Origin of the sequence: Buttiauxella sp. BIGb0552, from assembly GCF_004366275.1 — a bacterium.
Lineage (GTDB): Bacteria > Pseudomonadota > Gammaproteobacteria > Enterobacterales > Enterobacteriaceae > Buttiauxella > Buttiauxella gaviniae.
This window is the reverse complement of sequence record NZ_SODY01000001.1, coordinates 565,947-591,589: the sequence shown is the minus strand read 5'-3', so window position 1 is coordinate 591,589 and position 25,643 is coordinate 565,947. Positions and strand designations below refer to the sequence as shown.

General features: G+C 50.7%; 17 protein-coding genes and 1 pseudogene. 10 read left to right on the top strand and 8 right to left on the bottom strand.

From position 1 onward, the window contains the following. Window positions 1-78: 78 nt before the first annotated feature. Entirely contained in the window at window positions 79-966 is an 888-nt protein-coding gene (locus EDF88_RS02740; protein ID WP_243839584.1) for a DMT family transporter, read from the top strand. Between the two features lie 112 nt (window positions 967-1,078). Here the strand turns inward: EDF88_RS02740 and azoR are convergent, their stop codons facing one another. Further along, the gene (azoR, locus tag EDF88_RS02735) at window positions 1,079-1,684 is read right to left on the bottom strand and encodes an FMN-dependent NADH-azoreductase (protein WP_064518757.1); all 606 of its coding nucleotides are present in this window, start codon (window positions 1,682-1,684) and stop codon (window positions 1,079-1,081) included. Between the two features lie 207 nt (window positions 1,685-1,891). Here azoR and hrpA point away from each other — a divergent pair, with 207 nt between their 5' ends. Both hrpA and EDF88_RS02725 read left to right on the top strand, forming a co-directional pair. Then, window positions 1,892-5,791 carry an ATP-dependent RNA helicase HrpA gene (gene hrpA / locus EDF88_RS02730; RefSeq protein WP_134182739.1) on the top strand — a complete coding sequence of 1,300 codons (3,900 nt, stop codon included), beginning with the start codon at window positions 1,892-1,894 and terminating at the stop codon, window positions 5,789-5,791. 63 nt (window positions 5,792-5,854) lie between these two features. Continuing rightward, on the top strand, window positions 5,855-6,619 hold the full coding sequence (locus EDF88_RS02725) for an SDR family oxidoreductase (protein ID WP_134182737.1): 765 nt from the start codon (window positions 5,855-5,857) through the stop codon (window positions 6,617-6,619). A 63-nt stretch (window positions 6,620-6,682) separates the two neighbouring features. On the opposite strand, the gene pepT is transcribed toward EDF88_RS02725, so the two are convergent. Beyond that, the gene (gene pepT / locus EDF88_RS02720; protein WP_134182735.1) at window positions 6,683-7,912 is read right to left on the bottom strand and encodes a peptidase T; all 1,230 of its coding nucleotides are present in this window, start codon (window positions 7,910-7,912) and stop codon (window positions 6,683-6,685) included. Between the two features lie 114 nt (window positions 7,913-8,026). On the opposite strand from pepT, the gene EDF88_RS02715 reads away from it, so the two are divergent. Further along, window positions 8,027-9,631, top strand: a complete 1,605-nt coding sequence (locus EDF88_RS02715; protein WP_134182733.1) for an ABC transporter substrate-binding protein — start codon at window positions 8,027-8,029, stop codon at window positions 9,629-9,631. 38 nt (window positions 9,632-9,669) lie between these two features. Here EDF88_RS02715 and EDF88_RS02710 read toward each other — a convergent pair whose 3' ends face one another. Then, window positions 9,670-12,060, bottom strand: a complete 2,391-nt coding sequence (locus EDF88_RS02710; protein WP_134182731.1) for a glucose/quinate/shikimate family membrane-bound PQQ-dependent dehydrogenase — start codon at window positions 12,058-12,060, stop codon at window positions 9,670-9,672. Between the two features lie 306 nt (window positions 12,061-12,366). Then, window positions 12,367-14,664: an FdhF/YdeP family oxidoreductase gene (locus tag EDF88_RS02705; RefSeq protein WP_134182729.1), complete on the bottom strand. Its 2,298-nt coding sequence runs from the start codon at window positions 14,662-14,664 to the stop codon at window positions 12,367-12,369. Between the two features lie 247 nt (window positions 14,665-14,911). Here EDF88_RS02705 and EDF88_RS02700 point away from each other — a divergent pair, with 247 nt between their 5' ends. Continuing rightward, window positions 14,912-16,603, top strand: a complete 1,692-nt coding sequence (locus EDF88_RS02700) for a methyl-accepting chemotaxis protein (RefSeq protein WP_134182727.1) — start codon at window positions 14,912-14,914, stop codon at window positions 16,601-16,603. 225 nt (window positions 16,604-16,828) lie between these two features. Here EDF88_RS02700 and EDF88_RS02695 read toward each other — a convergent pair whose 3' ends face one another. Continuing rightward, window positions 16,829-18,559 carry an ABC-F family ATP-binding cassette domain-containing protein gene (locus tag EDF88_RS02695; protein WP_134182725.1) on the bottom strand — a complete coding sequence of 577 codons (1,731 nt, stop codon included), beginning with the start codon at window positions 18,557-18,559 and terminating at the stop codon, window positions 16,829-16,831. Window positions 18,560-18,954: 395 nt separating this feature from the next. Here EDF88_RS02695 and EDF88_RS02690 point away from each other — a divergent pair, with 395 nt between their 5' ends. Further along, window positions 18,955-20,211, top strand: a complete 1,257-nt coding sequence (locus EDF88_RS02690) for a putative acyl-CoA thioester hydrolase (RefSeq protein ID WP_134182723.1) — start codon at window positions 18,955-18,957, stop codon at window positions 20,209-20,211. Window positions 20,212-20,243: 32 nt separating this feature from the next. Continuing rightward, window positions 20,244-20,396: pseudogene (locus EDF88_RS02685) on the top strand (helix-turn-helix domain-containing protein); the annotation flags it as partial. 28 nt (window positions 20,397-20,424) lie between these two features. On the opposite strand, the gene EDF88_RS02680 reads toward EDF88_RS02685, so the two are convergent. Continuing rightward, window positions 20,425-21,891: an aldehyde dehydrogenase gene (locus EDF88_RS02680; protein WP_134182721.1), complete on the bottom strand. Its 1,467-nt coding sequence runs from the start codon at window positions 21,889-21,891 to the stop codon at window positions 20,425-20,427. Window positions 21,892-21,974: 83 nt separating this feature from the next. Then, window positions 21,975-22,877 carry a LysR family transcriptional regulator gene (locus EDF88_RS02675; protein ID WP_134182719.1) on the bottom strand — a complete coding sequence of 301 codons (903 nt, stop codon included), beginning with the start codon at window positions 22,875-22,877 and terminating at the stop codon, window positions 21,975-21,977. Window positions 22,878-22,974: 97 nt separating this feature from the next. Here EDF88_RS02675 and EDF88_RS02670 point away from each other — a divergent pair, with 97 nt between their 5' ends. Beyond that, on the top strand, window positions 22,975-23,940 hold the full coding sequence (locus EDF88_RS02670) for an NmrA/HSCARG family protein (protein ID WP_134182717.1): 966 nt from the start codon (window positions 22,975-22,977) through the stop codon (window positions 23,938-23,940). Here the strand turns inward: EDF88_RS02670 and EDF88_RS02665 are convergent. After that, window positions 23,930-24,817, bottom strand: a complete 888-nt coding sequence (locus tag EDF88_RS02665; protein ID WP_134182715.1) for a LysR substrate-binding domain-containing protein — start codon at window positions 24,815-24,817, stop codon at window positions 23,930-23,932. The genes EDF88_RS02670 and EDF88_RS02665 overlap by 11 nt on opposite strands. Window positions 24,818-24,917: 100 nt before the next feature. Here EDF88_RS02665 and EDF88_RS02660 point away from each other — a divergent pair, with 100 nt between their 5' ends. Then, window positions 24,918-25,226 (top strand): carboxymuconolactone decarboxylase family protein, encoded by a 309-nt coding sequence (locus EDF88_RS02660; protein ID WP_134182713.1) that lies wholly within the window; start codon window positions 24,918-24,920, stop codon window positions 25,224-25,226. Further along, window positions 25,226-25,609 (top strand): tautomerase family protein, encoded by a 384-nt coding sequence (locus tag EDF88_RS02655; RefSeq protein ID WP_064518771.1) that lies wholly within the window; start codon window positions 25,226-25,228, stop codon window positions 25,607-25,609. The genes EDF88_RS02660 and EDF88_RS02655 overlap by 1 nt, the downstream gene beginning before the upstream one ends. Window positions 25,610-25,643: the final 34 nt, after the last annotated feature.

Genomic DNA, 25,643 nt, shown 5'->3' with positions numbered 1-25,643 from the left:
TTGTCATGGATTGTGCCGCCTATCATGCAACCTGTCTATATAGGAGATGCCGTGGAGCACCCTTCACGTACTGCTGAGATTGAGGTGAATGTGGTTTATAAAAAGAGTGCAGGTTCATTATCAGGATGGCTAAACGGATTGATTGGCGTGGTTATTTTTAGTGGTTCGCTCCCGGCAACACGTTTGGCAGTACACGAAATCGATCCTTTATTCCTTACGTTTATCCGCGCATCTATTGCGGGTGTGTTAGCGCTGATATTGGTACTGAGTTTCAGGGAGCAACGTCCGAAGACGTCTCAAATTGGTTCATTGGTGATTGTCGCATTGGGCGTGGTTATTGGTTTCCCATTATTGACAGCGATGGCCTTACAATATGTCACCTCAGCCCATTCGATTGTTTTTCTTGGACTATTACCGTTATCTACCGCCATCTTTGGCGTTATTCGTGGTGGTGAACGTCCTCACCAGGCCTTTTGGGTGTTTTCAATTATTGGTAGTTTATTGGTGGTGGGTTTTGCTCTTTCCCAGAACGTTTCGATTTCGCAAACGGGTGATTTACTGATGCTGGCATCTATTGCGGTGTGTGGCCTAGGTTATGCCGAGGGGGCGAAACTCTCAAGAGAGCTGGGAGGGTGGCAGGTTATCAGTTGGGCACTGCTTATCTCACTTCCCTTTATGCTGATAGCCTCAGGGGCGACGATGCCAGCAACATTTTCCAGCATCAGCACTCAAGCATGGCTTGCGCTTGGTTATGTCTCATTTTTTAGCATGCTTATCGGTTTCATATTCTGGTACAAAGGGCTCGCGGTGGGGGGCATTGCAGCCGTAGGCCAATTACAACTACTGCAACCTTTCTTTGGTCTTGCACTTTCGGCAACACTGCTTCATGAAACGGTCAGTGTGTTGATGCTAATCGTCACACTTGGAGTCATTGCTTGCGTAGTGGGCTCACGCAAATTTGCATAGTGTTTGAAGCCGCTGCGGACGTGATTGGTGCTGTGAATCCTTGCGAATAAATACAATAAAAAACGGCAAACATGCATGATGTTTGCCGTTTTCAAAAATTAACATCTAGAAATTACGCAGTAACGATGCTGTCAATTGCCGCTTTCGCGTCAGTTTGCGCTTTAGTCGCTACTTCAGGACCGTATGCGATACCTTCAGCGAACACGTAGTTCACATCAGTAATACCGATGAAGCCCAGGAACAGGTTCAGATACGGAACCAACAGATCGGTTGGGGTATCTTTGTGAATACCGCCACGGCTGGTCAGAACCACAGCACGTTTGCCGGTTACCAAACCTTCTGGGCCTTTTTCGGTGTAACGGAAAGTCACGCCAGCACGGGCTACCAGGTCGAAATAGTTCTTCAACTGTGTTGGAATGTTGAAGTTGTACATTGGTGCATTGATAACAATCACGTCGTGAGCTTTAAGCTCAGCGATCAGTTCGTCAGACAGCGCCAGAGCTTCTTGCTGACGTGGTGACAGTGGCGCATCACTTGGGCGCAACGCACCGACCAACTCGCCATCCAGTACTGGAATTGGGTTAGCAGCCAGATCACGCACGGTAATCTCATCTGCGCTATGCTCTTCACGCCATTGCTCTACAAAATAGTCAGACAGCTGATTTGACTGTGAGTAACCTGCCAGGATGCTGGACTTCAGGACTAATACTTTGCTCATGGGTGATTCCTTTGTTGTGTTCATTCGGGACTGATTGCCCGTTCGCTGTGAAGTACTTTATTCACAATCCGATTGCAGTGATAGCGCAATATATCGAACTCAATGTTCGATTTTATTGAACAAGGCGTTGAAAGGTGTGATGTGCTAATCTAGCGCCAATTGACGATACAGACTTACCAGGCAGTGCGCTGCCGTGATGATTACGTAATGGAAAACATAAAACCCTCACTGTCCTCATTATTCTCTCGCCTCGATGGCTTAATGCTACGCGACAGACAACGCTTCTCGCGCCGCTTACATGGCGCGAAGAAGGTGAAAAATCCTGAATCGCAGCAAGCTGTGCTTGATTCACTGGCGCAAGAGATTGACTCCGCCGCCGGTAAGGTTCTGCTGCGTGAAGCTTCGCGCCCAAAAATCACCTACCCAGAAAACCTGCCTGTAAGTCAGAAAAAACAGGACATTTTCGACGCTATCCGTGACCACCAGGTTGTTATCGTGGCGGGTGAAACCGGTTCGGGTAAAACTACGCAGCTGCCAAAAATTTGCATGGAACTGGGGCGTGGCGTTAAAGGGCTGATCGGCCATACGCAGCCTCGCCGCCTTGCAGCGCGAACCGTTGCCAACCGTATTGCCGAAGAGTTGCAAACTGAACCGGGTGGGTGCGTAGGTTATAAGGTGCGTTTTACTGACCACGTCAGTGAAAATACCATGGTCAAACTGATGACCGACGGCATCCTGTTGGCGGAAATTCAGCAAGATCGCCTGCTGATGCAGTACGACACCATCATCATCGATGAAGCGCACGAACGCAGCCTGAACATCGATTTTCTGCTGGGCTATTTGCGTGAGTTGCTGCCGCGTCGCCCGGATCTGAAAATCATTATTACGTCTGCGACCATCGACCCGCAGCGCTTCTCGCGCCATTTCAACAACGCGCCAATCATCGAAGTGTCAGGCCGTACTTACCCGGTGGAAGTGCGTTATCGCCCGATAGTTGAAGATGCTGACGATACCGATCGCGACCAGTTGCAGGCTATTTTCGATGCGGTAGATGAACTCGGCCACGAAAGTGCCGGAGATATTCTGATTTTCATGAGCGGCGAGCGCGAAATCCGTGATACCGCTGATGCATTAAACAAGCTGAATCTGCCGCACACCGAAGTGCTGCCGTTGTACGCACGTTTATCCAATAGCGAGCAAAACCGCGTATTCCAGTCGCACGTCGGGCGTCGTATTGTGCTGGCGACCAACGTTGCGGAAACCTCGCTGACCGTGCCGGGAATCAAATACGTTATCGACCCGGGTACCGCGCGTATCAGTCGTTACAGCTACCGCACCAAAGTACAACGCTTGCCGATTGAACCGGTTTCGCAGGCGTCGGCCAACCAGCGTAAAGGCCGTTGCGGGCGTGTTTCTGACGGGATCTGTATTCGTCTTTATTCGGAGGATGATTTCCTGTCACGCCCGGAATTTACCGACCCGGAAATTCTGCGTACTAACCTTGCGTCCGTTATCTTGCAGATGACATCGCTTGGGCTGGGTGACATCGCCGCATTCCCGTTTGTGGAAGCGCCGGACAAACGCAATATTCAGGACGGTGTGCGCCTGCTTGAAGAACTTGGCGCGATTACCAGCGAAGCCGATCTCAGCGTCTACAAATTGACGCCTTCTGGCCGTCAGCTTGCACAACTGCCGGTCGACCCGCGTCTTGCGCGTATGGTGCTGGAAGCGCAGAAATTTGGCTGTGTGCGTGAAGTGATGATCATCACCGCTGGCCTGTCGATTCAGGACCCGCGTGAACGCCCGATGGACAAACAGCAGGCGTCGGATGAAAAACACCGCCGCTTCCAGGACAAAGAGTCTGATTTCCTTAGCTTTGTGAACCTGTGGAATTATCTTGGCGAGCAGCAAAAAGAGCTGTCGTCGAACCAGTTCCGTCGCCAGTGCAAACTCGATTATCTGAACTACCTGCGTGTGCGTGAATGGCAGGATATTTACACCCAATTGCGCCAGGTGGTGAAAGAGCTGGGCTTGCCGATTAACAGCGAACCTGCGGATTTCCGCTCCGTTCACTGTGCCTTGCTGACCGGTTTGCTTTCCCATATCGGTCAGAAAGATGCCGATAAACAGGAATACACCGGGGCGCGTAACGCCCGTTTCTCTATCTTCCCAGGCTCCGGTTTATTCAAGAAACCGCCAAAATGGACAATGGTCGCCGAACTAGTAGAAACCAGCCGCCTGTGGGGGCGCATCGCCGCCCGCATCGACCCGGAATGGGTAGAGCCGCTGGCGCAGCATTTATTAAAACGTTCTTACAGCGAACCGCACTGGGAGAAATCGCAGGGCGCGGTGATGGCAACCGAAAAAGTCACACTCTACGGTTTGCCAATTGTTGCGGCGCGCAGCGTCAATTACAGCCAGATTGACCCGGCATTGTGTCGCGAGCTGTTTATTCGCCATGCGCTGGTGGAAGGTGACTGGCAGACGCGCCACGCGTTCTTCCGCGACAATCTTAAGCTGCGCAATGAAATTGAAGAGCTTGAGCATAAATCCCGTCGCCGCGACATTCTGGTCGACGACGACACGATGTTTGAGTTTTACGATCAACGCATTTCGCATGACGTCATTTCTGCACGTCATTTCGATAACTGGTGGAAACAGGCCAGCAAAGAAACGCCGGATCTGCTCAATTTCGAAAAGAGCATGTTGATCAAAGAGGGTGCGGAGCAAGTCAGCAAGCTCGACTATCCGAACTTCTGGCATCAGGGCAATCTCAAGCTACGCCTGACATACCAGTTTGAACCAGGTGCTGACGCCGATGGTGTGACGGTGCATATCCCGCTGCCGTTGTTAAACCAGGTCGAAGAGGCCGGTTTTGAGTGGCAAATTCCAGGTGTGCGCCGTGAACTGGTGATTGCGCTGATTAAATCGCTGCCAAAACCGGTACGCCGCAATTTTGTGCCGGCGCCAAACTACGCCGAAGCGTTTTTAGGCCGTGCGAAGCCGCTGGAATTGCCGCTGCTGGAAAGTTTAGAGCGTGAATTCCGCCGCATGTCGGGCATTACTATCGACCGCGAAGACTGGCATTGGGATCAGGTGCCCGATCACCTGAAAATGACGTTCCGCATCGTCGATGAGCACAATAAAAAGCTCAAAGAGGGTAAAGACCTCACCGAGTTAAAAGGCGGCCTGAAAGATAAAGTCCAGCAAACGCTCTCGGCGGTTGCCGATGACGGTATTGAACAAAGCGGCCTGCATATCTGGAGCTTTGGTAAGCTTCCGGAAAGCTACGAGCAGAAACGCGGCAATTACCGCATGAAGGCCTTCCCGGCGCTGGTCGATGAAAAAGAGAGCGTGGCTATCAAACTATTTGATAACCCGCTCGAACAGCAGCAGGCGATGTGGCGTGGTTTGCGCCGCTTACTGCTGCTGAACATTCCCTCGCCGATCAAATATCTGCATGAAAAACTGCCGAATAAAGCCAAACTAGGGCTGTACTTCAACCCGTACGGCAAAGTCATGGATTTGATCGACGACTGTATTTCTTGCGGTGTGGACAAGCTGATTGCGAAAGCGGGCGGCCCGGTCTGGAGCGAAGAGGGCTTTGCGGCTTTGCATGAGCAAGTGCGTGCAGAACTCAACGAAACCGTGGTGGAAATTGCCAAACAGGTTGAACAGATACTGACGGCTGTTTTCAATATCAACAAGCGGCTGAAAGGGCGCGTGGATATGACCATGGCGCTGGGTCTGTCGGATGTGAAAGCGCAGATGAGCGGGCTGGTTTATCGCGGTTTTGTTACCGGAAACGGCTACAAACGCCTTGGTGATACGCTGCGTTATCTGAATGCTATTGAGAAGCGCCTCGAGAAAATGGCCGTCGATCCACACCGCGACCGTGTGCAAATGTTGAAAGTTGAGCATGTGCAGCAAACCTGGCAGCAGTGGCTAAATAAATTGCCGCCAGCACGCCGGGTTGATGAAGACGTGCAGGAGATCCGCTGGATGATTGAGGAGTTGCGCGTCAGCTTCTTTGCTCAACAGCTGGGTACGCCTTATCCGATTTCTGATAAGCGAATTTTGCAGGCGATGGATCAGATTACGGCGTAAGCCCAACTCCGCTTCTATACTCCATGAGCGGTCAAATTCTGACCGCTCCACTGGGGTCCTCTCATGAAACGATTAGCCGATAAAGTTGCCATTGTTACCGGAGCCAGTTCTGGCATCGGATATGTCACCGCCAAACTGTTCGCCGCTGAAGGCGCAAAAGTGGTCGTCGGTGCCAGACGTGAAGCCGAACTGGCTCAGCTGGTTGATGAAATCAAGGCTGCCGGTGGTGACGCCGTTGCAGTTAGCGGTGATGTGCGCGAAGAAGCGTACGCCAAAGCGTTGGTAGCGAAAGCGGTGGAAACGTGGGGGCGACTCGATATTGCCTTCAATAATGCGGGGACGTTAGGTGAAAATGGCCCGAGCACTGAAGTCTCAGCGGAAGGGTTTGCCAATGCGGTTGCCATCAATCTGACCGGATCTTTCCTCGGAGCTAAACATCAAATTGCCGAAATGCTCAAACACGGCGGTGGCTCGGTCATCTTTACTTCGACGTTCGTCGGCTACTCCTTCGCATTCCCACAAGTGGCCTCTTATGCTGCCAGCAAAGCCGGATTAATTGGCCTGACTCAGGCATTAGCTTCAGAATATGGCCCGCAAAATATTCGCGTTAACTCTGTTTTACCGGGCGCGGTGGATACCGATATGTATCGCGATATGAATGATACGGCGGAATCGCAGGCATTCATTACCGAGTTGCACGCGCTCAAACGGGTAGGGAAACCAGAAGAAATAGCGCGAGCGGTATTATGGCTCGCGTCTGATGAATCTTCGTTTGTGACGGGCACCGCGTCCTTAGTGGACGGAGGGGCATCGATTAACGGCGTATAGCCATTATTCTTTTCGTAAGGTGGATGAATGCGGATTCATCCACCGTGTTGCCAAAGATCAGACTTATTTAGCCGCTAACAAACACAACTTCAGCGCCACGTTATAAGAAGCTTTAAATGCGCGTAGTGGTAAAAACTCGAATTTAGAATGGAAATTATGCGCGCCGGTAAAGAAGTTTGGCGTTAATAACCCTTTTGCAGAAAGGGCAGCGCCGTCGGTGCCGCCACGCATTGGAATGATCTTAGGTTCGATATTCAACTCTTTCATGGCGTCAAAAATTAAATCAATTGCCCGGCGATCTTCTTTGATGGCATTACTGATATTGCTGTAGGTATCGCTGATTGATACATCTACTTTTGCGGTTGGATGTTGCGCGGCAATTTTTTCGGCTACATCGCGTAATTGCTGTTTACGCGCTTCAAAATTCTGAGTATCAAAATCACGAATATTGGCTTTCAGTATGGCGTCATTTTGCGTGGTGTTCATGCCGTTAAACCAAATATATCCTTCGCGGCCTTCGGTATTTTCCGGCGTTTGTTGGCGGTCAAAATGGCTGATGAAATCATGCGCCATTAATAGCGGGTTCACCAGGACGCCTTTTGCAGACATCGGATGCGCGGTCACACCTGTAAAACGAATTTCAGCATGCGCGGCATTAAAGTTTTCATATACCACTTCACCTAATTCGCAACAGTCGATAGTCCAGGCAAAATCAACGTCAAAACGGGCCAGATCTAAGGCTTTTGCGCCACACAGACCAATTTCTTCATCAGGTACAAAGGCGACGACAATATCACCGTGCTTCATCTCAGGCGTCAGGTTTTCCAGTAGCGTCATCACCACGGTTACGGCAGATTTATTATCTGCGCCGAGCACACTGGTGCCATCGCTAAAAATGATCTCTTCGTTTGGATAGGCCAAAATTTCCGGGTGTTCAGCGGTGCGCAACCAGATATCTTGTTGTGGGTTAAGGCAAAGATCCTCGCCATTAAAGCGCAGCACTTGCGGGTGAATATCCGGCGACAGCCCGACATCGACGGTGTCGATGTGTGTGATAAACCCAACGCGTGGCGCGCCGTCAATCGTGCCTTTTTTGACCGCAGTAACAGTGGCATGTTCGTCGATAACCACATCGTCAAGACCGAGTTCGCGGAGTTCACTTGCCAGCAATTGTGCCATTTCATGTTGACCTGGAGTGCTTGGTAGGGTGTTGGCACCAGCCTGGCTTTGGCTGGTGATCGCCAGATAACGGAAGAAACGTTGCGTTAATTGTTCTGAGAGTTGTGATGCCATGACTTCCTCTTTACTGGATATATTCATTTGTTTGAAATCGACTTTTAATGTTATTTATTAAGTCGCTTTGTACAAGCACTATCCTGGGTGAAAATTATAAATAATAGGGCAGGCATGAAAACTTCCATCACAACAACAACCACAAAACTTGCATTGATAATAGCCGCGCTGACAGTCAGTTCTACTGTTGCAGCTAAAACACTAGTTTATTGCTCCGAAGGCTCACCGGAAAACTTTAACCCGCAGTTATATACATCGGGAACCAGTGTTGATGCGAGCGCCGTACCGGTTTATAACCGCTTAGTGGATTTTAAAGTAGGCACTACCGAGTTACAGCCAAGCCTCGCAGAAAGCTGGGATGTTAGCGAAGATGGCAAAGTTTATACCTTCCATCTGCGCAAAGGGGTGAAATTCCAGAGCAATAAATACTTTAAACCAAGCCGTGATTTTAACGCTGACGATGTCATTTTTTCGTTTATGCGCCAGAAAGATCCAAAACATCCTTATCACAACGTTTCTAACGGAAACTATTCCAATTTTGAAAGTCTCGAGTTTGGCAAATTAATTACCTCGATTGATAAAGTTGACGATAATACCGTTCACTTCACGCTGACTCACCCAGAAGCACCATTTATTGCTGACCTTGGCTGGTATTTCGCCTCGATACTTTCCGCCGAGTACGCTGATTCGATGCTAAAAGCAGGTACTCCAGAGCGTGTGGATATGGACCCTATCGGCACCGGGCCTTTCCGCCTGGCGCAGTACCAAAAAGACTCACGTATTCTGTTCACCGCATTCCCTGAATACTGGCAGGGAAAGGCAAAAATAGACAAGCTGGTATTTTCCATTACCCCGGACGCCTCAGTGCGTCTAGCAAAGCTTGAGAAAAATGAGTGCCAGGTGATGCCATTCCCAAATCCAGCCGATTTGCCGCGCATGAAGGAAAATGCTGACATCAACCTGATGCAAAAAGCGGGGTTGAATACTGGTTTCCTCGCATTCAATACCCAAAAAGCACCAACGGATAATGTGAAAGTGCGCCAGGCGCTGGCAATGGCTATTAACAAGCCGGCGATTATTGACGCGGTATTCCGTGGCACCGGAACGGCTGCAAAAAATCTGCTGCCACCAGGTGTGTGGAGTGCTGATGATTCGCTCAAAGATTACGAATACGACCCGGAAAAAGCCAAAGCGTTACTCACAGAGGCGGGCTTTGCTAATGGCCTGACCATCGATCTGTGGGCAATGCCGGTACAGCGCCCGTATAACCCTAACGCTAAACGTATGGCGGAGATGATTCAGGCTGACTGGGCGAAAATTGGCGTCACGGCAAAAGTTGTCACCTTTGAGTGGGGCGAGTATTTAAAACGTGTGAAAAGTGGCGAGCACCAGGCGGCGCTGATGGGGTGGACCACGGCCACAGGGGATCCGGACAATTTCTTCGGCCCACTGTTTACTTGTCGTTCAGCGGATGGCGGTTCCAACTCGGCAAAATGGTGTTATCAGCCGTTTGATAAGTTGATTCTTGAAGCCCGTACTTCAAGCGATCACGAAAAACGCGTCGCACTTTATAAAGAAGCACAGCAGATGATGCATGATCAAATGCCTGCGGTGATGATTGCGCACTCGACGATTTTCGAACCGGTGCGCAAAGAAGTGACCGGCTATGAAGTCGACCCATTTGGTAAGCACATTTTCTATCAGGTGGATGTGAAGTAACTGAAAACGGGTGCGATAAGCACCCGTTTTTTTATGGTTTATTTCGCGTCTGGCAACGCGTAAGCAATGATGTAATCACCACGGTCAGGAGACTGACGTGCACCGCCTGCGTTAATCACAATATATTGTTTACCGGTTTTTGGTGACACATAGGTCATCGGCCCTGATTGGCTACCAACAGGCAGACGGGATTTCCAAATTTCCTTGCCGTTTGCAGTATCAAACGCACGCAGATAGAAATCCTGCGTACCTGCGAAGAACAACAGGCCCGACTGAGTCGACAGCGATGCACCAAGCGTAGGCATGCCAATTGGAATCGGTAAATGCATACGAATCCCGAGTGGCCCGGTGTCTTGTACCGTACCCACCGGAACCTGCCAGACGACTTTCCCCGACTTCAGATCAACTGCCGACATGGTGCCAAACGGTGGTTTCTGGCATGGAATACCCAGTGGTGAGAGGAAACGCTCACGCATTGCGCCGAACGGTGTGCCGTCCATTGGAACGATACCCATCTCGATACCGCTGGCGTTTTTCGCCACGTTGGCGCGTGGAACCATATAGTTCGCCAGCCCCAGACGCATATCGTTGACGAACATCAGGCTGTTATTCGGGTCAACAGAAACGCTGCCCCAGTTCATCCCACCCAGCGAACCTGGATATTGCAAGGAGCGGTCAAGGCCCGGTGGCGTGTAAACCCCTTCGTGGCGCATCCCTTTAAACTCGATACGACAAATCAGCAGATCGATTGGTGTCGCACCCCACATATCCGATTCTGTCAGGGTTTCGTTGCCAATCATTGGCATCCCGACTGAATACGGCTGGGTTTTTGAATAACGCTCACCTTCGATTTTACCCTGTGGCACAGGTCTTTCTTCTACCTTAGCTACCGGCTCGCCAGTCTCGCGGTTGAGCATGAAAATCATGCCCTGTTTGGAGGTCTGTACAATCACTGGCGTAGTGCTGCCTTTACCGTCTGGTAAATCATAAAGCAGTGGCTGTGAGGGTAAATCGAAGTCCCACAAATCGTGGTGGGTAGTCTGGAAATGCCAGCGCACCTGGCCCGTTGTTGCTTCAACTGCAACAATAGATGAGCTGTATTTATCGTCCTGTGCAGTACGCGTACCGCCAAAGAAGTCAGGCGTGGCGTTACCGGTTGGCAGATAAATCAGCCCCAGTTTTGCGTCATAAGACATGGCTGACCATACGTTTGGCGTGCCACGTGTGTAGGTCTGTCCTTCTGGCGGTAAACCGGTAATTGCCGGGTTACCCGGATCCCATGCCCACGCCAGTTTACCGGTGTGAACGTCATAAGCGCGTACCACACCCGGAGGCTCACCGGTGGAGAAGTTATCTGCCACACGGCCACCAACTACCACCACGTTACCTGCAACAAGAGGTGTAGAGGTTTGCTGGTAATAGCCCGGTTTAACTTCACCCATGCCAGCTTTCAGGTCGACCGTACCGTGGTCGCCAAAGTCTTCGCACAGCTTGCCGTTGTCAGCGTTGATCGCAATTAAGCGCGCATCGGTAGTAGGCAGGAACAGACGGCGAGGGCAAGCTGCGGGCTGCGCTGGTTCGGCAAGAGTAGCGGCAGCTTGTTGAGTCGTTTCTTCGAAATAGCCTAAACCACGGCAGCGCTGCCAGTTTGGTGCAGTGGCTTTGCTGTCATAGCGCCATTTTTCTTTACCTGAGTCGACATCCAGCGCCAGAACCTTGCTGTACGGTGTGCAGACAAAAAGTGTGTCGCCAACCTGTAACGGTGTGTTCTGGTCTTCAGCGCCTGAGCCGTTACTTTGGGGTATATCACCCGTGTGCGCAGTCCAGGCTACTTGCAACTCCGAGACATTACCCTTGTTGATTTGATCAAGAGCGGCAAAACGATCGCCATGGGTTGTGTTACCCCAATGCTTCCAGTCTTTTTGTACTTCATCAGGTGCGACGGGTTTTACCGGGACGTCTTCATTGGCGGCAACCTGCACCTGCGGCACAAACATCCAGCCTGCGCTTACCAACATACAAACCGCGAGCAAAGCGGCAATGCCATAGGCCGGCCCTTTTTTTACCGGAACCGTGCTTTTGGCTGTGCGTAAAATGGGCCACGCAATGGCAGCCAGGAAGGCGAGCACCGCAAAGGTAAACAGGCGCGAGAACAGCGGCCAGAAGTCCCAGCCGGCATCGCTAATCGCCCAAAATATTGAGCAGACGAATGCCAGGCTATAGAGCACCAGCCCGGTGATTTTCTTCTTGATAATCAAAATGGCGGAAACGAGCATCACAATGCCCATCAGCAAGAAATACCAGCTGCCGCCAAGGGCAACTAAATAAGCCCCGCCAATACCGATCGCGAGGCCAATAAGTGCCATTAACCCGCCAAGAACCCACAGCAGCCCAAGAGCCAGGCCGCGCGGGGGAGTAAGATTTGCCATAACATTCTCCTGTTGAAGCGTGTTCCTTCAGCTTCATATGCAACAACGTCTCCTTGTTGCAGGAGATCGTCTGATTTGTACCTTTTGGTATAAACAAAAACGCATATGGTGACTGTGCTTAGCGTTAACTCGAAAGCAATCTATGCACAATGAACCAAATGGTTAATGCTGGGGGTATCATAATCTTCCGTTATGGTATTGCAAAGTTGTTAATGGAAAATCTCGCATTTATTGCGAGTTGGTAGCGTATTGGGTTGAGAGGTCGGGTGGCGTGGGCTACCCGACAAATGCACAGGAACTGGAGGTTTAAGCTATACGCAGGCTTTCAACAGGAGCAGTACGGCAAATTTTTACCGGTACTGATTTCGACGTTGGTGTCCCGGTGCCGTCGCCGACGCTGCTCAGAGGAACCAATGGGTTCGTTTCAGGGTAATAGGCTGCCAGATTGCCGCGTGGGATGTTGTAAGGCACGATTTTAAAACCGCTGACTTTGCGCGAGATGCCATCGTTCCATATCGTTTCGATATCTACCAGGTCACCCTCGTGCAACTCAAGTGCCGCAAGATCTTCCGGGTTAATAAACAGGACTTCACGCTGGCCGTAAACACCGCGATAACGGTCGTCCAACCCATAAATTGTGGTGTTATATTGATCGTGCGAACGTAAAGTTTGCAGCGCAAACGGGGCTTTTAAATCACCAAATAATGATTCTGGAAGAGGGGCCGCGCTGAATTCTGCTCTCCCCGTTGGGGTATTAAAACGTAATTCCGCCGCTGCGTTACCAAGGTAGAAACCACCTGGTTTTTCACATTGTTGGTTAAAATCTTTAAAGCCTGGAAGGGTGGCCGCAATATGGTCGCGAATCAGATTGTAATCCGCTGATAATGCCAGCCAGTCGAGCTTTTCTTGCCCCAGAACCGTGTTAGCAATCCCGCAAACAATGGCGGTTTCTGAACGCTGTGTTGCAGCAATCGGTTTCCCGATACCTTCAGATGCGTGCACCATGCTGAATGAGTCTTCAACGGTGATGAACTGCCGCCCACTGGCCTGCATATCTTCTTCAGTACGCCCAAGCGTTGGCAAAATTAGTGACTCTTTGCCGGGTACGACATGGCTGCGGTTAAGTTTGGTGCTGATATGTACCGTCAGGCCGCAACGTTGCAGAGCTTCCTCGGTGCGAGGGCTATCTGGTGCGGCTGCTGCAAGATTGCCACCAAGTGTAATCAAGACTTTGACTTCATCACGTAGCATTGCCGCAATAGCTTCAACGGTGTTATGGCCTTGCGCGCGCGGAGGTTCAAAACCGAAATGTGCGGCAAGACTATCAAGTAATGCAGCCGATGGTTTTTCATCAATGCCCATCGTGCGGTTGCCCTGCACATTACTGTGACCGCGCACTGGGCACAGGCCCGCACCAGGTTTTCCGAGATGGCCACCCAGAAGTTGCAGATTAACGATTTCACGTACGGTGTTCAGGGAGTGTTTGTGCTGGGTAATGCCCATTGCCCAGGTGCAAATCACACGTTCGGCCTGCTGCCAGATAGTCGCGGCATCACGTAGTTGCTGTTCGCTCAATCCAGATTGATGGGTAATATGCTCCCAGGATGTGTTGTCGATTTCAGCAAACCATGCGTCCACGCCATGAGTGTGTTCAGCAATAAAGGTTTCATCGAAAATACCCGTGCCACCGTTCTCAAGTTTCTGACGATGGGTTTCCAGCAGCGCTTTTGCCATACCGCGAATCGCTGCCATATCACCGCCCAGATTCGGCTGGTAATAGTAGCTACTGATTTTACCGGCCAGTGGTGTCACTACTTCTAACGGCTTTTGCGGATCGGCAAAACGTTCAAGACCGCGTTCACGCAGGGTATTGAAGGTCACAATTTGTGCGCCATTTTCAGCAGCGTGACGCAAGCTATGCAACATACGTGGGTGGTTAGTACCGGGGTTTTGGCCAAACACAAAAATGGCGTTGGCCTTATCAAAATCATCTAAATGAATGGTGCCTTTGCCGACGCCAATGCTGCGTTTAAGCCCGCTGCCGCTGGCTTCATGGCACATGTTCGAGCAGTCTGGGAAATTATTGGTTCCCATCATGCGACCGAATAGCTGGTACAGATAAGACGCTTCGTTACTGGCGCGTCCTGAGGTGTACAGTTCCATCTGGTCGGGATTATCCAGTGCTTTAATATGCCGACCGATAAGCGCCAGTGCGTCATCCCAGCTAATTGCTTCGTAATGGTCAGTCTGCGGGTTGTAACGCAACGGCTCAGTCAATCGTCCTTGATACTCAAGGAAATAATCGCTTTGTTGATACAGATTGCTGACACTGTGTTTAGCAAAAAACTCGTTATCGATAAAACGGCGAGTTGCTTCCCATGTCACTGCTTTCGCACCATTTTCGCAGAAGCTAAAAGTACTTTTATTGTCATCGCCCCATGCACAGCCTGGGCAGTCAAACCCTTTGGCTTTGTTCATGCGCATCAGGTTGCGCAGGTTTTTTATGGCATGTTTGCTGTCGATAACAAAGCGGGTAGTTGCTTCAAGAGAGCCCCAGCCACCGGCTGCAGCGCGATAGGGTTTGATTGCAGATTTAAATTTCATAACGCTTAATTGTTGTCCTTTGAGCGACCGCACGCGGTTACGCCATTTACTGTTACAGTCAGTTTACTCCGGTTTAACCTGAATGTAAGCCTTACTAATTTCAGGGCTAAACTGTGATCTGTATAACTATTCATCGATGATTTGTTAACCCCTCCACAAAACGACAACTTTTTGTTCAATCTTTTGTATTTCATGGCCGATGACTCTTTTACAGAAACACCTTTTTACAAAAAGAGAAACCAAGGACATGGCAACTACAAAAATCTCCCCACAAGGGGCTGTTCGTTTCTGGCACAACATCCGATTAGTGCCGCTGTTTACCTCTATTCTGGTTGGAATTTTAGTGCTGTTCGCTTTATGCGTAGGGCTTGCGAGCTATTTTTTGATCCAGAGCGACAAAGCGCTACAGGACGTGACCAACGAAATCCAGGTGCGGATTGGGCTTTCGGAAAGCTCTACCAATTTGCGTAGCGCGCGACTGAATATCATTCATGCAGGGGCCGCTGGGCGTGTGGCCGACATGGATGATATGAAATTTAATATCGCTGAGGCAGAAAAGCTGATTAAACAAGCACAGGCCAGTTTCGATATTTATATGGATCGTGCCGACAAAGTGGAGGCGGGTGAAGCACTGGATAGTCAGTTGCGCGCACGCTTTGATGACTACCTGAATGAAGGTATGGCGCCGATGATGAAATATGCCAAAAACGGCATGTTTGAGGCCATCATCAATCATGAAAATGAAGAGGCCCGCAAGCTGGATGCCGACTACAACAAGGTGTTAGATCAAGCGGCGAAGATTCGTACCGAGCGTGCAGTTGCACTTCATGAGCAAGCCCAGGCCCGCTCACATTTAAGTGTGATGGTTATGGCATGCGCATTTGCAATCGCGCTGCTTCTGACGATATTTACCTTTGTCGTGTTACGCCGCGTGGTTATTCAACCTCTGCAACAGGCAGCAATGCGCATCGAACATATCTCCAAAGGTGATTTAACCCAGCCATTGCAATCTTTCGGCAAGAGTGAAATCGGCAAACTGAATCAGAACTTGCAGGATATGCAGGTTTCATTGGTGAATACGGTTGGCGAAGTGCGTATGGGGGCCGAGGCGATTTATCAGGGCACCAGCGAGATCTCTGCCGGTAATACCGATTTGTCGGCGCGTACTGAACAACAAGTAGCGGCACTTGAAGAAACGGCGGCCAGTATGGAGCAGTTAACGGCCACGGTGAAACAGAATGCAGATAACGCCCATCACGCGACCAGGCTTGCCGAAGAAGCCTCCCACAAAGCCGGTGACGGTGGGCGCATTGTCTCAAGTGTTGTGAAAACCATGACCAATATCTCTACCAGTTCGAAGAAAATTTCCGAGATAACTGCGGTCATCAACAGCATTGCTTTCCAGACCAATATCCTGGCGCTCAATGCAGCGGTTGAAGCGGCGCGGGCTGGCGAGCAGGGGCGCGGATTTGCGGTAGTCGCAACCGAAGTACGCACCCTGGCACAGCGCAGTGCACAAGCTGCCAAAGAAATTGAGGGGCTTATTAGCGAATCGGTATCGCTCATTGATAGTGGCTCAAGCCAGGTCGCTCATGCAGGCGAAACTATGACGGATATTGTCGGCGCGGTGCGACGTGTCACCGATATCATGCAAGAAATTGCGGCGGCATCGGATGAGCAAAGCCGTGGTATTGAGCAGGTCGGAATCGCGATAAACGAGATGGATAATGTGACGCAGCAAAATGCTGCACTGGTTGAAGAAGCAACCGCTGCGGCGAATTCCCTCGAGGAGCAGGCGGCACGCCTGACTACCGCTGTAGGAACATTTCGTTTAAGCCGTCAGCCCAACGTTGTAAAAACTCAGCCTGAAAAGCCAAAATCTACCGCTAAGGTTGCTAAAACTATTGTAGACGAAGACGATAACTGGGCAACATTTTAGATGATGTGAATTGGTGGATGTCGCTTGCGCTAATCCACCCTATAAACTCCCAGAAAATGCCCCTCGTAGGTTAAAACCGTTAGTTTAAGAATGAGATATCCGGGGCGACCACCGGGTTTGGCGTCCCTCCGGGAACCAAATCCCGGCGTTTCCCCTAATTCATTAGCTTAAATGATGGTGTTACCTCGTAGGTCGGATTAGCGCAGCGACATCCGACGCTAACGTTTACTCGAGTTCCAGCCGGAGATTAAGCGCGGCAATCTCCATCCGCCATTGCTGCTGAAGCGCTGGTTTCTGATGGCTTTGCTTGCGGGCTAAATCCTGCGCAAGTTTTTCCTCCAGCTCCACCAGCCGTTCAAACCAGCTTTCAGTTTCCGAATGAACCTGAACCGCCGTTGATGACTCGTCATTCTGTGACGTTGTCACAATGTCGGCATTGTCATTCGTCAGCTGCGCATACAGCCCCTCAAGTGAGTGCCACTCGCTGAGTTCGCCATTATCAATCAACCAGAAGCGGTTACAGCTTTTAGCGATTAATGTCCGGTCGTGTGTAACCAGCAACACGCCACCCTCAAAACTTTGCAGTGTTTCCGCCAGCGCCTCTTTGCCTTCCATATCCAGGTGGTTGGTTGGCTCATCAAGCAGTAGCAGCGAATAACGCGCAAGAGTCAGCCCAACAAATAGCAATCGGGATCGTTCGCCTCCGCTCAAAGTGCTCACCGTTTGCCCATGGCGTAACCAGGCAAATCCGGCGCTGATTAACGCCATTTTGCGATCGCGCTCAGATAACGGCGCAAAAGGTTCGAGTGCTTCGAGCAAGGTGTCACCGTCACGTAACTGATGAAGTGTCTGGTCGTAATAACCCATCTCTACGCGTGGATGCAGGCGGATTGTGGAGTCATCTTGCGACTGCTGATAATGCTGCCACAGCAGGCGTAATAAAGATGATTTTCCGCAGCCGTTCTTGCCGATTATTGCCACCCGATCACCACTTTTCATGCGCTGCATAGCCAGGTTAAACAGTGGAGGACAATCCGGTGCCGGACTCACCGACAGGTTTTCCATTTCCAGCAGGCGGTTAGCGGGTAATGCCTCGCCTTTGAGTATCAGTTGCCACAGGTTTGCAGCACTTAACTCGGTTTGGCTGTCCTTAAGTTTGTCGACGCGTTTTTCCATTTGCTTAGCTTTACGGGCAAGGTCTTCGTTGTCGTAGACTTTGCCCCAAATTGCCAGACGTTTCGCACTGGCCGCTATGCGGTCAATTTCCTTTTGCTCGGACTGATGGCGGTGTGCATCGGTACGGTCACGCTCTTCAAGAGCTGCGCGGGCCGCAGAGCAGGGTAGCTGGAAGAAACTGAGTCCGTGGTCACGCAGGATCCATGTTCCGTTGGTGACGTTATCCAGCAGATGTTGATCGTGAGAAACCAGCACAAAGCTGCCGTTCCAGTTACGTAAGAACTGCTCCAGCCACAGTAGCGTGGGTAAATCGAGGTGGTTGCTTGGTTCATCAAGCAACAAGAGGTCCGGCTCGGTGATCAACGCGCGCGCCAATAATAAACGTGTGTGTTGCCCGCCGCTTAACGTTCCGGCGGTGAGTTGCCATGCACTTTCATCAAAACCCATGCTGGCTAAGAGCGCCTGTGCTCGCCAGCCATCGGTATGTTGTTGTGCTTCACTCAGTCTCGCTATCACGGCTTCAAGTAAGGTGAGTGAATGTAAATCTTCAGGTAAATGCTGTTCGACACGCGCCAATAAGCAGTGATGCGCGCGCGTCACGCTGCCACTATTGGGTTCGATTGTGCCATCAAGCAATTTAAGAACGGTGCTTTTACCACAGCCGTTGTGGCCGATTAAGCCCAGGCGATCGCCTTTTTTAAGCGTAAAAGTGATGTCAGCCAGCAGAGGGCCGAAAGCGGTATCAAGGCTAAGGGATTGTGCGGTTAATAATGTGCTCATTGTTGCTTACTCAAGAGTTACAGGCGCGAAAACGCCTCGTCAAATATGGCTGACGATAACCCGGTAAGCCCGAGGGAAGGGATTGCAGTTGGTTGCTTCGCTCAAGCCGGATTATCGCAGTGCGATATCGATAACGCTTGAGCTATGACGATCACCAAAGGTATGTGAAATAAACAAAATTTCACGAAACAGCAGCATGGGTTCCTCCTTATATATTCAGTTGGTTGATGAATAAGCAAATCCTGGCAGAAAACAGAAATAAATACCAGCTACCGATATTTCCCAGGGAGCAATTGCGAAAATGCCGCGCTCCTCATGTTTTTAAAATGATGTTTTATTTAAATTGGCCTTTGGTTTTTCAAATAAAACATTAATAAAAGACAGGGGCTTAACGTATGTCATTACCTCGCTACTCTGCTCTAGCTGTGCTTTGTATCCCTCTGGTACTGCAAGGATGCAGTTCACCAAATCTCACCTCTCACAAGGCACCAGGGAGCAGCACTCGCCCGGTTCTTAGCCAGAGCGAGGCGGCTCATTTTACGGAACAAAACGTCTTCGCCCGTGGCGGAATAATTGCGATGGCGAAAAATGAGCCGTGGCAACCGGAGGCGTTGAATTTAAAAGATATTGATACGCCATGGGTTGTCGGCAAAGATGCGCCGTACCACACAGTGCAGCAGGCGGTGAATGCCGCATTAAAGGCTACGAAATCGAACCAGCGCGTTGTGATAAAAATCCTGCCAGGCGTCTATGAAGGTACGGTTTACATTCCGATGAATGCACCGCCAGTCACGCTGTTTGGCGCAGGTGAAAACCCGCAGCATGTAACGATTCAACTGGCGCTCGACTCAATGATTTCACCGGAAGTCTGGCGCAAAACCGTCAACCCGAGCGGGCAATATCAACCGGGTGATCCGGCCTGGGAGATGTACCAATCCTGTGCTAACAAAACCACGCCGGTGGTCGCCACCACGTGCGCAGCCGTTCTCTGGTCGCAAAGTCATGGTTTCCAGCTTGCCAATCTGACGGTGGTTAATTCCTTACTCGACACCGTGGATGGTAACGCGCACCAGGGCGTGGCCCTGCGAACCGATGGCGACAAAGTGCAGATTGAAAATGTACGTTTGATTGGCCGCCAGGATACTTTTTTTGTTAATACCAGCGATGAGAAAAACCGCTACGTAACAGACAGAGTCAGCCGCGTATTCATCAAAGACAGCTACATTGAAGGCGATGTGGATTACGTGTTTGGTCGTGCGAATGCAGTGTTTGATAACGTGCATTTCCATACTGTCTCATCGCGACAGTCGCAGGAAGCCTTTGTGTTGGCACCTAACACGTTGCCGGATAACCCTTACGGGTTCCTGGTGAAAAACAGCCGCTTTACCAGCGATGGCGGTTTCAAAAACGGCTACTTCGCAAAACTTGGACGGGCCTGGGATCAAGGGGCCAAAACGACCGGATATTTGCCGGGTAAAACCTCGAACAGTCAGGTGGTGGTGATGAACTCAACGATTGATAGCGGTTATGATTCTCTGTCGCCGTGGGGAAGTGCTGCCACGACCGCACGGCCATTTAACGGTAATAATGCCGCCGACAGAAATTTGAATGATGTAAATTTCAACCGCTTGTGGGAATTTAATAATCACTGAGCGTTTGGCACAAAATGAAATCATAAGGGCACAAAGAGGTGCGCATGTCGTATGCGCTGTCTCAGTTGCAAACCACCGCGTTGCCGATTGGCGAAATTGCCTCACGCAGCGGGTATCTTTCAAGTTCACGATTTACAGCCCGATTTCAGCAGCATTACGGCTGTTTGCCGAAAAACGTACGCTAGAATAGGTTAACGTACGTTTCTTACCGCATCAGAATGGTAACGGTCGTGGCTGGGTTTGCATGGTGATCCAGCGCAGTTCGGTAAACTCTCGTACCCCTGCCTGCCCACCAAAACGTCCGTAACCTGAGTCTTTAACCCCGCCGAATGGCATCTGCGCTTCGTCGTGCACCGTTGGGCTATTGATGTGGCAGATTCCGCTTTGAATGCGGCTGGCAATATTCCATGCGCGAGCGGTATCGCGACTGAATACCGCAGCAGACAAGCCAAGATCGTTGTCATTGGCGATAGCCAGCGCATCTTCATCACCTTTTGCACGAATAATCCCTTTTACCGGCCCGAAGGATTCTTCGTGGTAAATGCGCATTTCATTAGTGACAAAATCCAGCACTGTAGCGGGCATGAGGGTGGAATCCGCTTTGCCACCGGCAACCAGTTTTGCACCTTTTGCCAATGCGTCATCAATCAAATCATTGCAGCGCGAAACCGTCTGTACATCGACAACTGAACCCAACACGGTAGGGCCAAGGCGTGGGTCGCTGCATGGCAAACTCGTCGCTTTAGCTGCAAATTTTGCTACAAATTCATCGGCTATCCGTTCGTCAACGATAATGCGCTCGGTTGACATGCAGATTTGCCCAGAATTGGCGAAGGCTCCGAACGCCGCACAGTTCACCGCCAAATCAATGTCAGCATCATGCAGAACCAGCAAAGGTGCTTTGCCGCCCAGCTCTAAAACCACAGGTTTGAGATAACGAGCACAAGTTTGCGCGATAATTCTTCCGACGTGCGTTGAACCGGTGAAGTTCACTCGGCGCACTGCGGGATGAGCAATCATCGTCTCCACTACGGTTCCCGCATCTTGTGGCGCATTGGTGACAAAATTGACTACACCCGCCGGGAATCCGGCTTCATTGAGTGCATCAATAATCAAACCATGTGTTGCGGGGGAGATTTCGGAACCCTTCAGTACTACGCAGTTACCGCAGGCCAGAGGTGTGGCAATAGCCCGCACGCCAAGGATCACGGGCGCATTCCACGGTGCCATGCCCAGCACCACACCCGCAGGTTGGCGTATTGCCATTGCCAGGTTTCCTGGCACATCTGATGGGATAACTTCACCATTAATTTGCGTGGTGAGAGCTGCGGCTTCACGCAGAATCCCGGCGCCTAAATGCACATTAAATTCAGCCCACTGAGCGGTAGCACCTGTCTCGGCCGCCATCGCGGCGACAAATGCGGCTTGTTTGGCTTCCAGCGCATCAGCGGCTTTGAAAAGCAAAGCCCGGCGCTGGTTTGGCGGAGTTTGTGACCAGGCGACAAATGCCAGGCTTGCGGCTTCGACTGCTGCGCGAGCGTCATTGACGGTGGCAGCAGGCGCGATAGTCGCGACGTGTTCATCTAGCGGATTGCGGCGTTCAAAAGTTGCCTGGTTTTGTGCATCAACGGACAGTCCATTGATCAGCATCGAAATAGAGACAGGGGATGTTCGTGGCATATGACACCTCTTTTGTTATTTAAATGTTAAGGTGTCATCGAGTGTAGTGAGGATTAAATGCATTTCCCAGCAATTTAACGTGGTTACGTGGGCGATATGATCTGTGCAATCAACTCTCTAACCCAGCGATGACCAGCGTGCCCGTGATTGCGTTCGTGCCAGACCAGACTCACGTCAAACTGCTCTGCAAGCCATGGTAATTCAGTGACCCTCAATTCTTGCGGCTGCGTTAGTAATAAGCGGCGCGGAACCAAAGCCACCAAGTCAGTCACCGAGACGATTTGCGGTACGAACATAAAGGTTGCCGCCGACATAACCACATTTCTTTTGTGCCCGAAGGTTGCTAGCGCGTCATCAACAGGAGTCGTAAAACTGCCTCCGGTGGGTGACACAACCACATGTTCCAGCTCGACAAACTCCTCGATGGTCAGGTTTTCTTTCAGTGCCGGATGGTCGCGCCGCCCAATCAACACGTAAATTTCATCAAACAAATGGTACGAACGCAGGTGCGGTTTCGAATCATCCTGTGACGCAATGGCGATATCAACTTCACCGCTCGCCAACTGTTGTTCAAATTGCGCAGGATTATAGGCACGCACGGCAATACGCACACCTGGAGCCTGTTGCCGCAGAGCCAGTACCAGCGGCATCACAATTGCGGCCTGGGTGTAATCGGTGCAGCTAATCGTGACGGTCAGGTTCGCGCGTTCAGGGTGAAAATCTTTGTGCGATTGCAGCGTGTGCCGCAATTGTTCGAGGGACTCGCGCACAGGGATAATCAACTCAAGCGCCTTGGCCGTCGGTGTCATTCCTCGCCTGGCAGGAATCAGCAGCGGGTCATCAAACAGATCGCGCAGGCGGTTAAGTTGCGCGCTAACCGCAGGCTGGCTGAGATGCAGTCGTACAGCCGCTTTGGTCACATTCTGTTCGGCAAGTAGCGCTTCAAGTGTGAGCAGTAAGTTCAAATCTATGCGTGTGGTATCCATCGGGTGGATTCCTTAATATAAATCATTCGATTTCTCTTATCCCTCAGATGTCCTGATAATTCAAGCCAGACACGTAAGAATGATCAGGAGAAGGGCCATGTCAGTAAAGAACAAACCATTAATCACCGTGGTAGGCGCGTTGAGCAAACAAGGGCGCAGCGTTGTGCGCACGTTGCTGGAAAGCAAGCGCTATCAGGTGCGTGCATTAACCCGGCGGGTAGATTCACCGCAAGCACAGGAGCTCGCGCATTTAGGGGCTGAGCTCATTAATGTGCCGCTGGATTTGGGGCACAAAGACGAGTTTATTCAGGCTTTTAAAGGCGCACATGGGGTGTTTATGCTGACGCCGGGCATCACCCCCGAGGCGGTAAACGCCCAGACGCATGAAACCGCATTAGGCAAAGAAATTGCCGATGCCGCTGTTGAAGCTGGGGTGAAACACCTCGTCTTCAGCAGTCTGGAAAACGTCGGGAAAATTACTGAGGGTAAAAAATGGGTGCCGCACTTTACCGATAAAGGCCAGGTTGAGGAGTACATCCGTACGCTGCCTATTTCCAGCTCATTTATTATGATGGCGTTTTTCTATACCAATCTGCTTGAGTATTACCAGCCGCGTAAGGCCGACGATACGTTAATTTTCCCCATCTATTTACCGGAAGATTTTCGTGCGCCTTTTGTCGATCCACTGACTGCAACAGGCCCGGCGGTACTGGAGGTTTTTGATAATCATGACAAATACGCAGGCCGTACTTTGCCGGTGATTGGTGAAATGCTCACGCCTGCTGAGATGGTCGAAACCTTTATCCGTGTCACGGGAAAAAAGGCGGTGTATAGCTCGGCTGTGACGCGTGAGGAACTGCTAAACCATTTCCCGGCATTTGCACAAATGGGCGGGTTGGTAGAAGAGGTTATTGGAATGGCAGAATACGCCGTTGAACAGGGTTATTACCGCCCGGACCGCGATCTCTTGTGGAGCAGGCAGACTAACCCACACGCGTTGACGTGGGAGCAATTCCTAAAAACTACCGGCTGGCAGGGTGATGGGTGCTCTTTCAATAGCTGAGCGTAGATAACGCCTCTTCCATTAACTGTGCGAGGCGAGTTTGTACACTGTTATCGACGCCTGATATTTTCAGCTGTTTAAGCGTGATACCCAGCGATCCTGGTGAAGGCAGAAGATGAGATGTCTTATGTAGATTGCTGGGCATACCAATGTGGGTCCGTACCGTCAACCCAAGTCCGGCCTGAACTGCCGCCCAAATACCACTGAGGCTATGGCTGACAAATATAACCCGCCAGGCAATACCCGCCAGGTCAAGACATTCGGTTGCTCTTGAACGCATCAGACATGGGTTTTCAAACATCACTAGCGGCAAGGGTTCACCACTTGCCAGCAGTGCGGAAATGTCTAAGTCCGGATGATGGATCCATTCCAGTTTGCACTGCCCAAGAAGCTTGCCCTGGCTGGATGCTGTTGCAGGCTGCCACATCAGCGCCATATCGAGTTGGCTGTTATCAAGTGCAGTCTGTAGGGCTTGGTTGCGGTCGACTTTTGCCACAATCCTGACACCGGGATGATGGCGTTTGAACTGGCCAAGTATTCCTGGCATCAGTGATTCACCAAAATCTTCCTGCATCCCAATGCGAATTTCACCCTTCAGCAATTCATCTTTCAGGGCGCGCAGAGTTTCATCGTTAAGCTCCAGAATTCGCCGCGCGTAGCCCATCAACATTTCGCCATGACGGGTGAGTTCAAGGTGCCGTCCTTTTTTTACCACCAGAGCGGCATCACACTGTCGTTCCAGTTTTTTCAATTGCGCGCTAACTGCCGAAGTTGAACGTGACAATTGAGTCGCCGCCTGAGCAAAACTGCCTGACTCAATGCCGGTAACAAAACTTCGTAGTGCATCCAGATCGAGAGTCGGGGCCAGTTTGTTCATTATTGTCCTTAAAATCGGGATGGTTAGTTTTGAATTATGCGATTTTGTGGACGTAACTATTGCGCCATGATGAGTTCACTGTCAATCAGGAGCGAACAACATGAGCAAAACACTCGATAAAAATACGCTTTCCCGCCTCTCTCCGAAGCTTGCTGAGCTGAGCAATAACGTGCTTTTTGATGATATATGGACGCGCGAACAACTGTCGCCACGCGATCGCAGCTTAATCACTGTGGCAACTCTGATCGCTCTTGGGCGCATGCAACAATTGCCATGGCATCTGAACTTTGCCCGGCAAAATGGGTTGACCAATGAGGAACTGACGGAAGTTTTCACCCACCTGGCATTTTACGCAGGTTGGCCTGCTGCGGTGTCCGCACTTAGTTGTATGGATGAGGAGACTCACTGATGCCTTTTACCCGAATCACCCTTGGTGAACATTATGATGATGAACAACTGGCAAATATTTCTGAGATTTTGCATCAGAGCTTGACTGGGCAATTTGCGGTACCGCTAAAAGATAAATTTCAGGTTTTCGAGCGATTGCCCATCAGCCAGCGCGTATTTGACCGTGAATATCTGAGCGGTAAACGCAGTGATAACTTTATTTTGTTCCAGATAACTGCCGGGAAAGCACGTACTAGCGAACAAAAGCAGAGCTTTTACCACCAACTTAGCGAGCGTTTGCATCAGGAATTAGCTATCCATCCTGATGATGTGATGGTAGTTATTCAATTTAATCAGACTGATGACTGGAGTTTTAGCAACGGTCAGATGTATTGCCCGCTATGATGGTTCTGTCGGGTGGATAAGCGCAAAAATTATC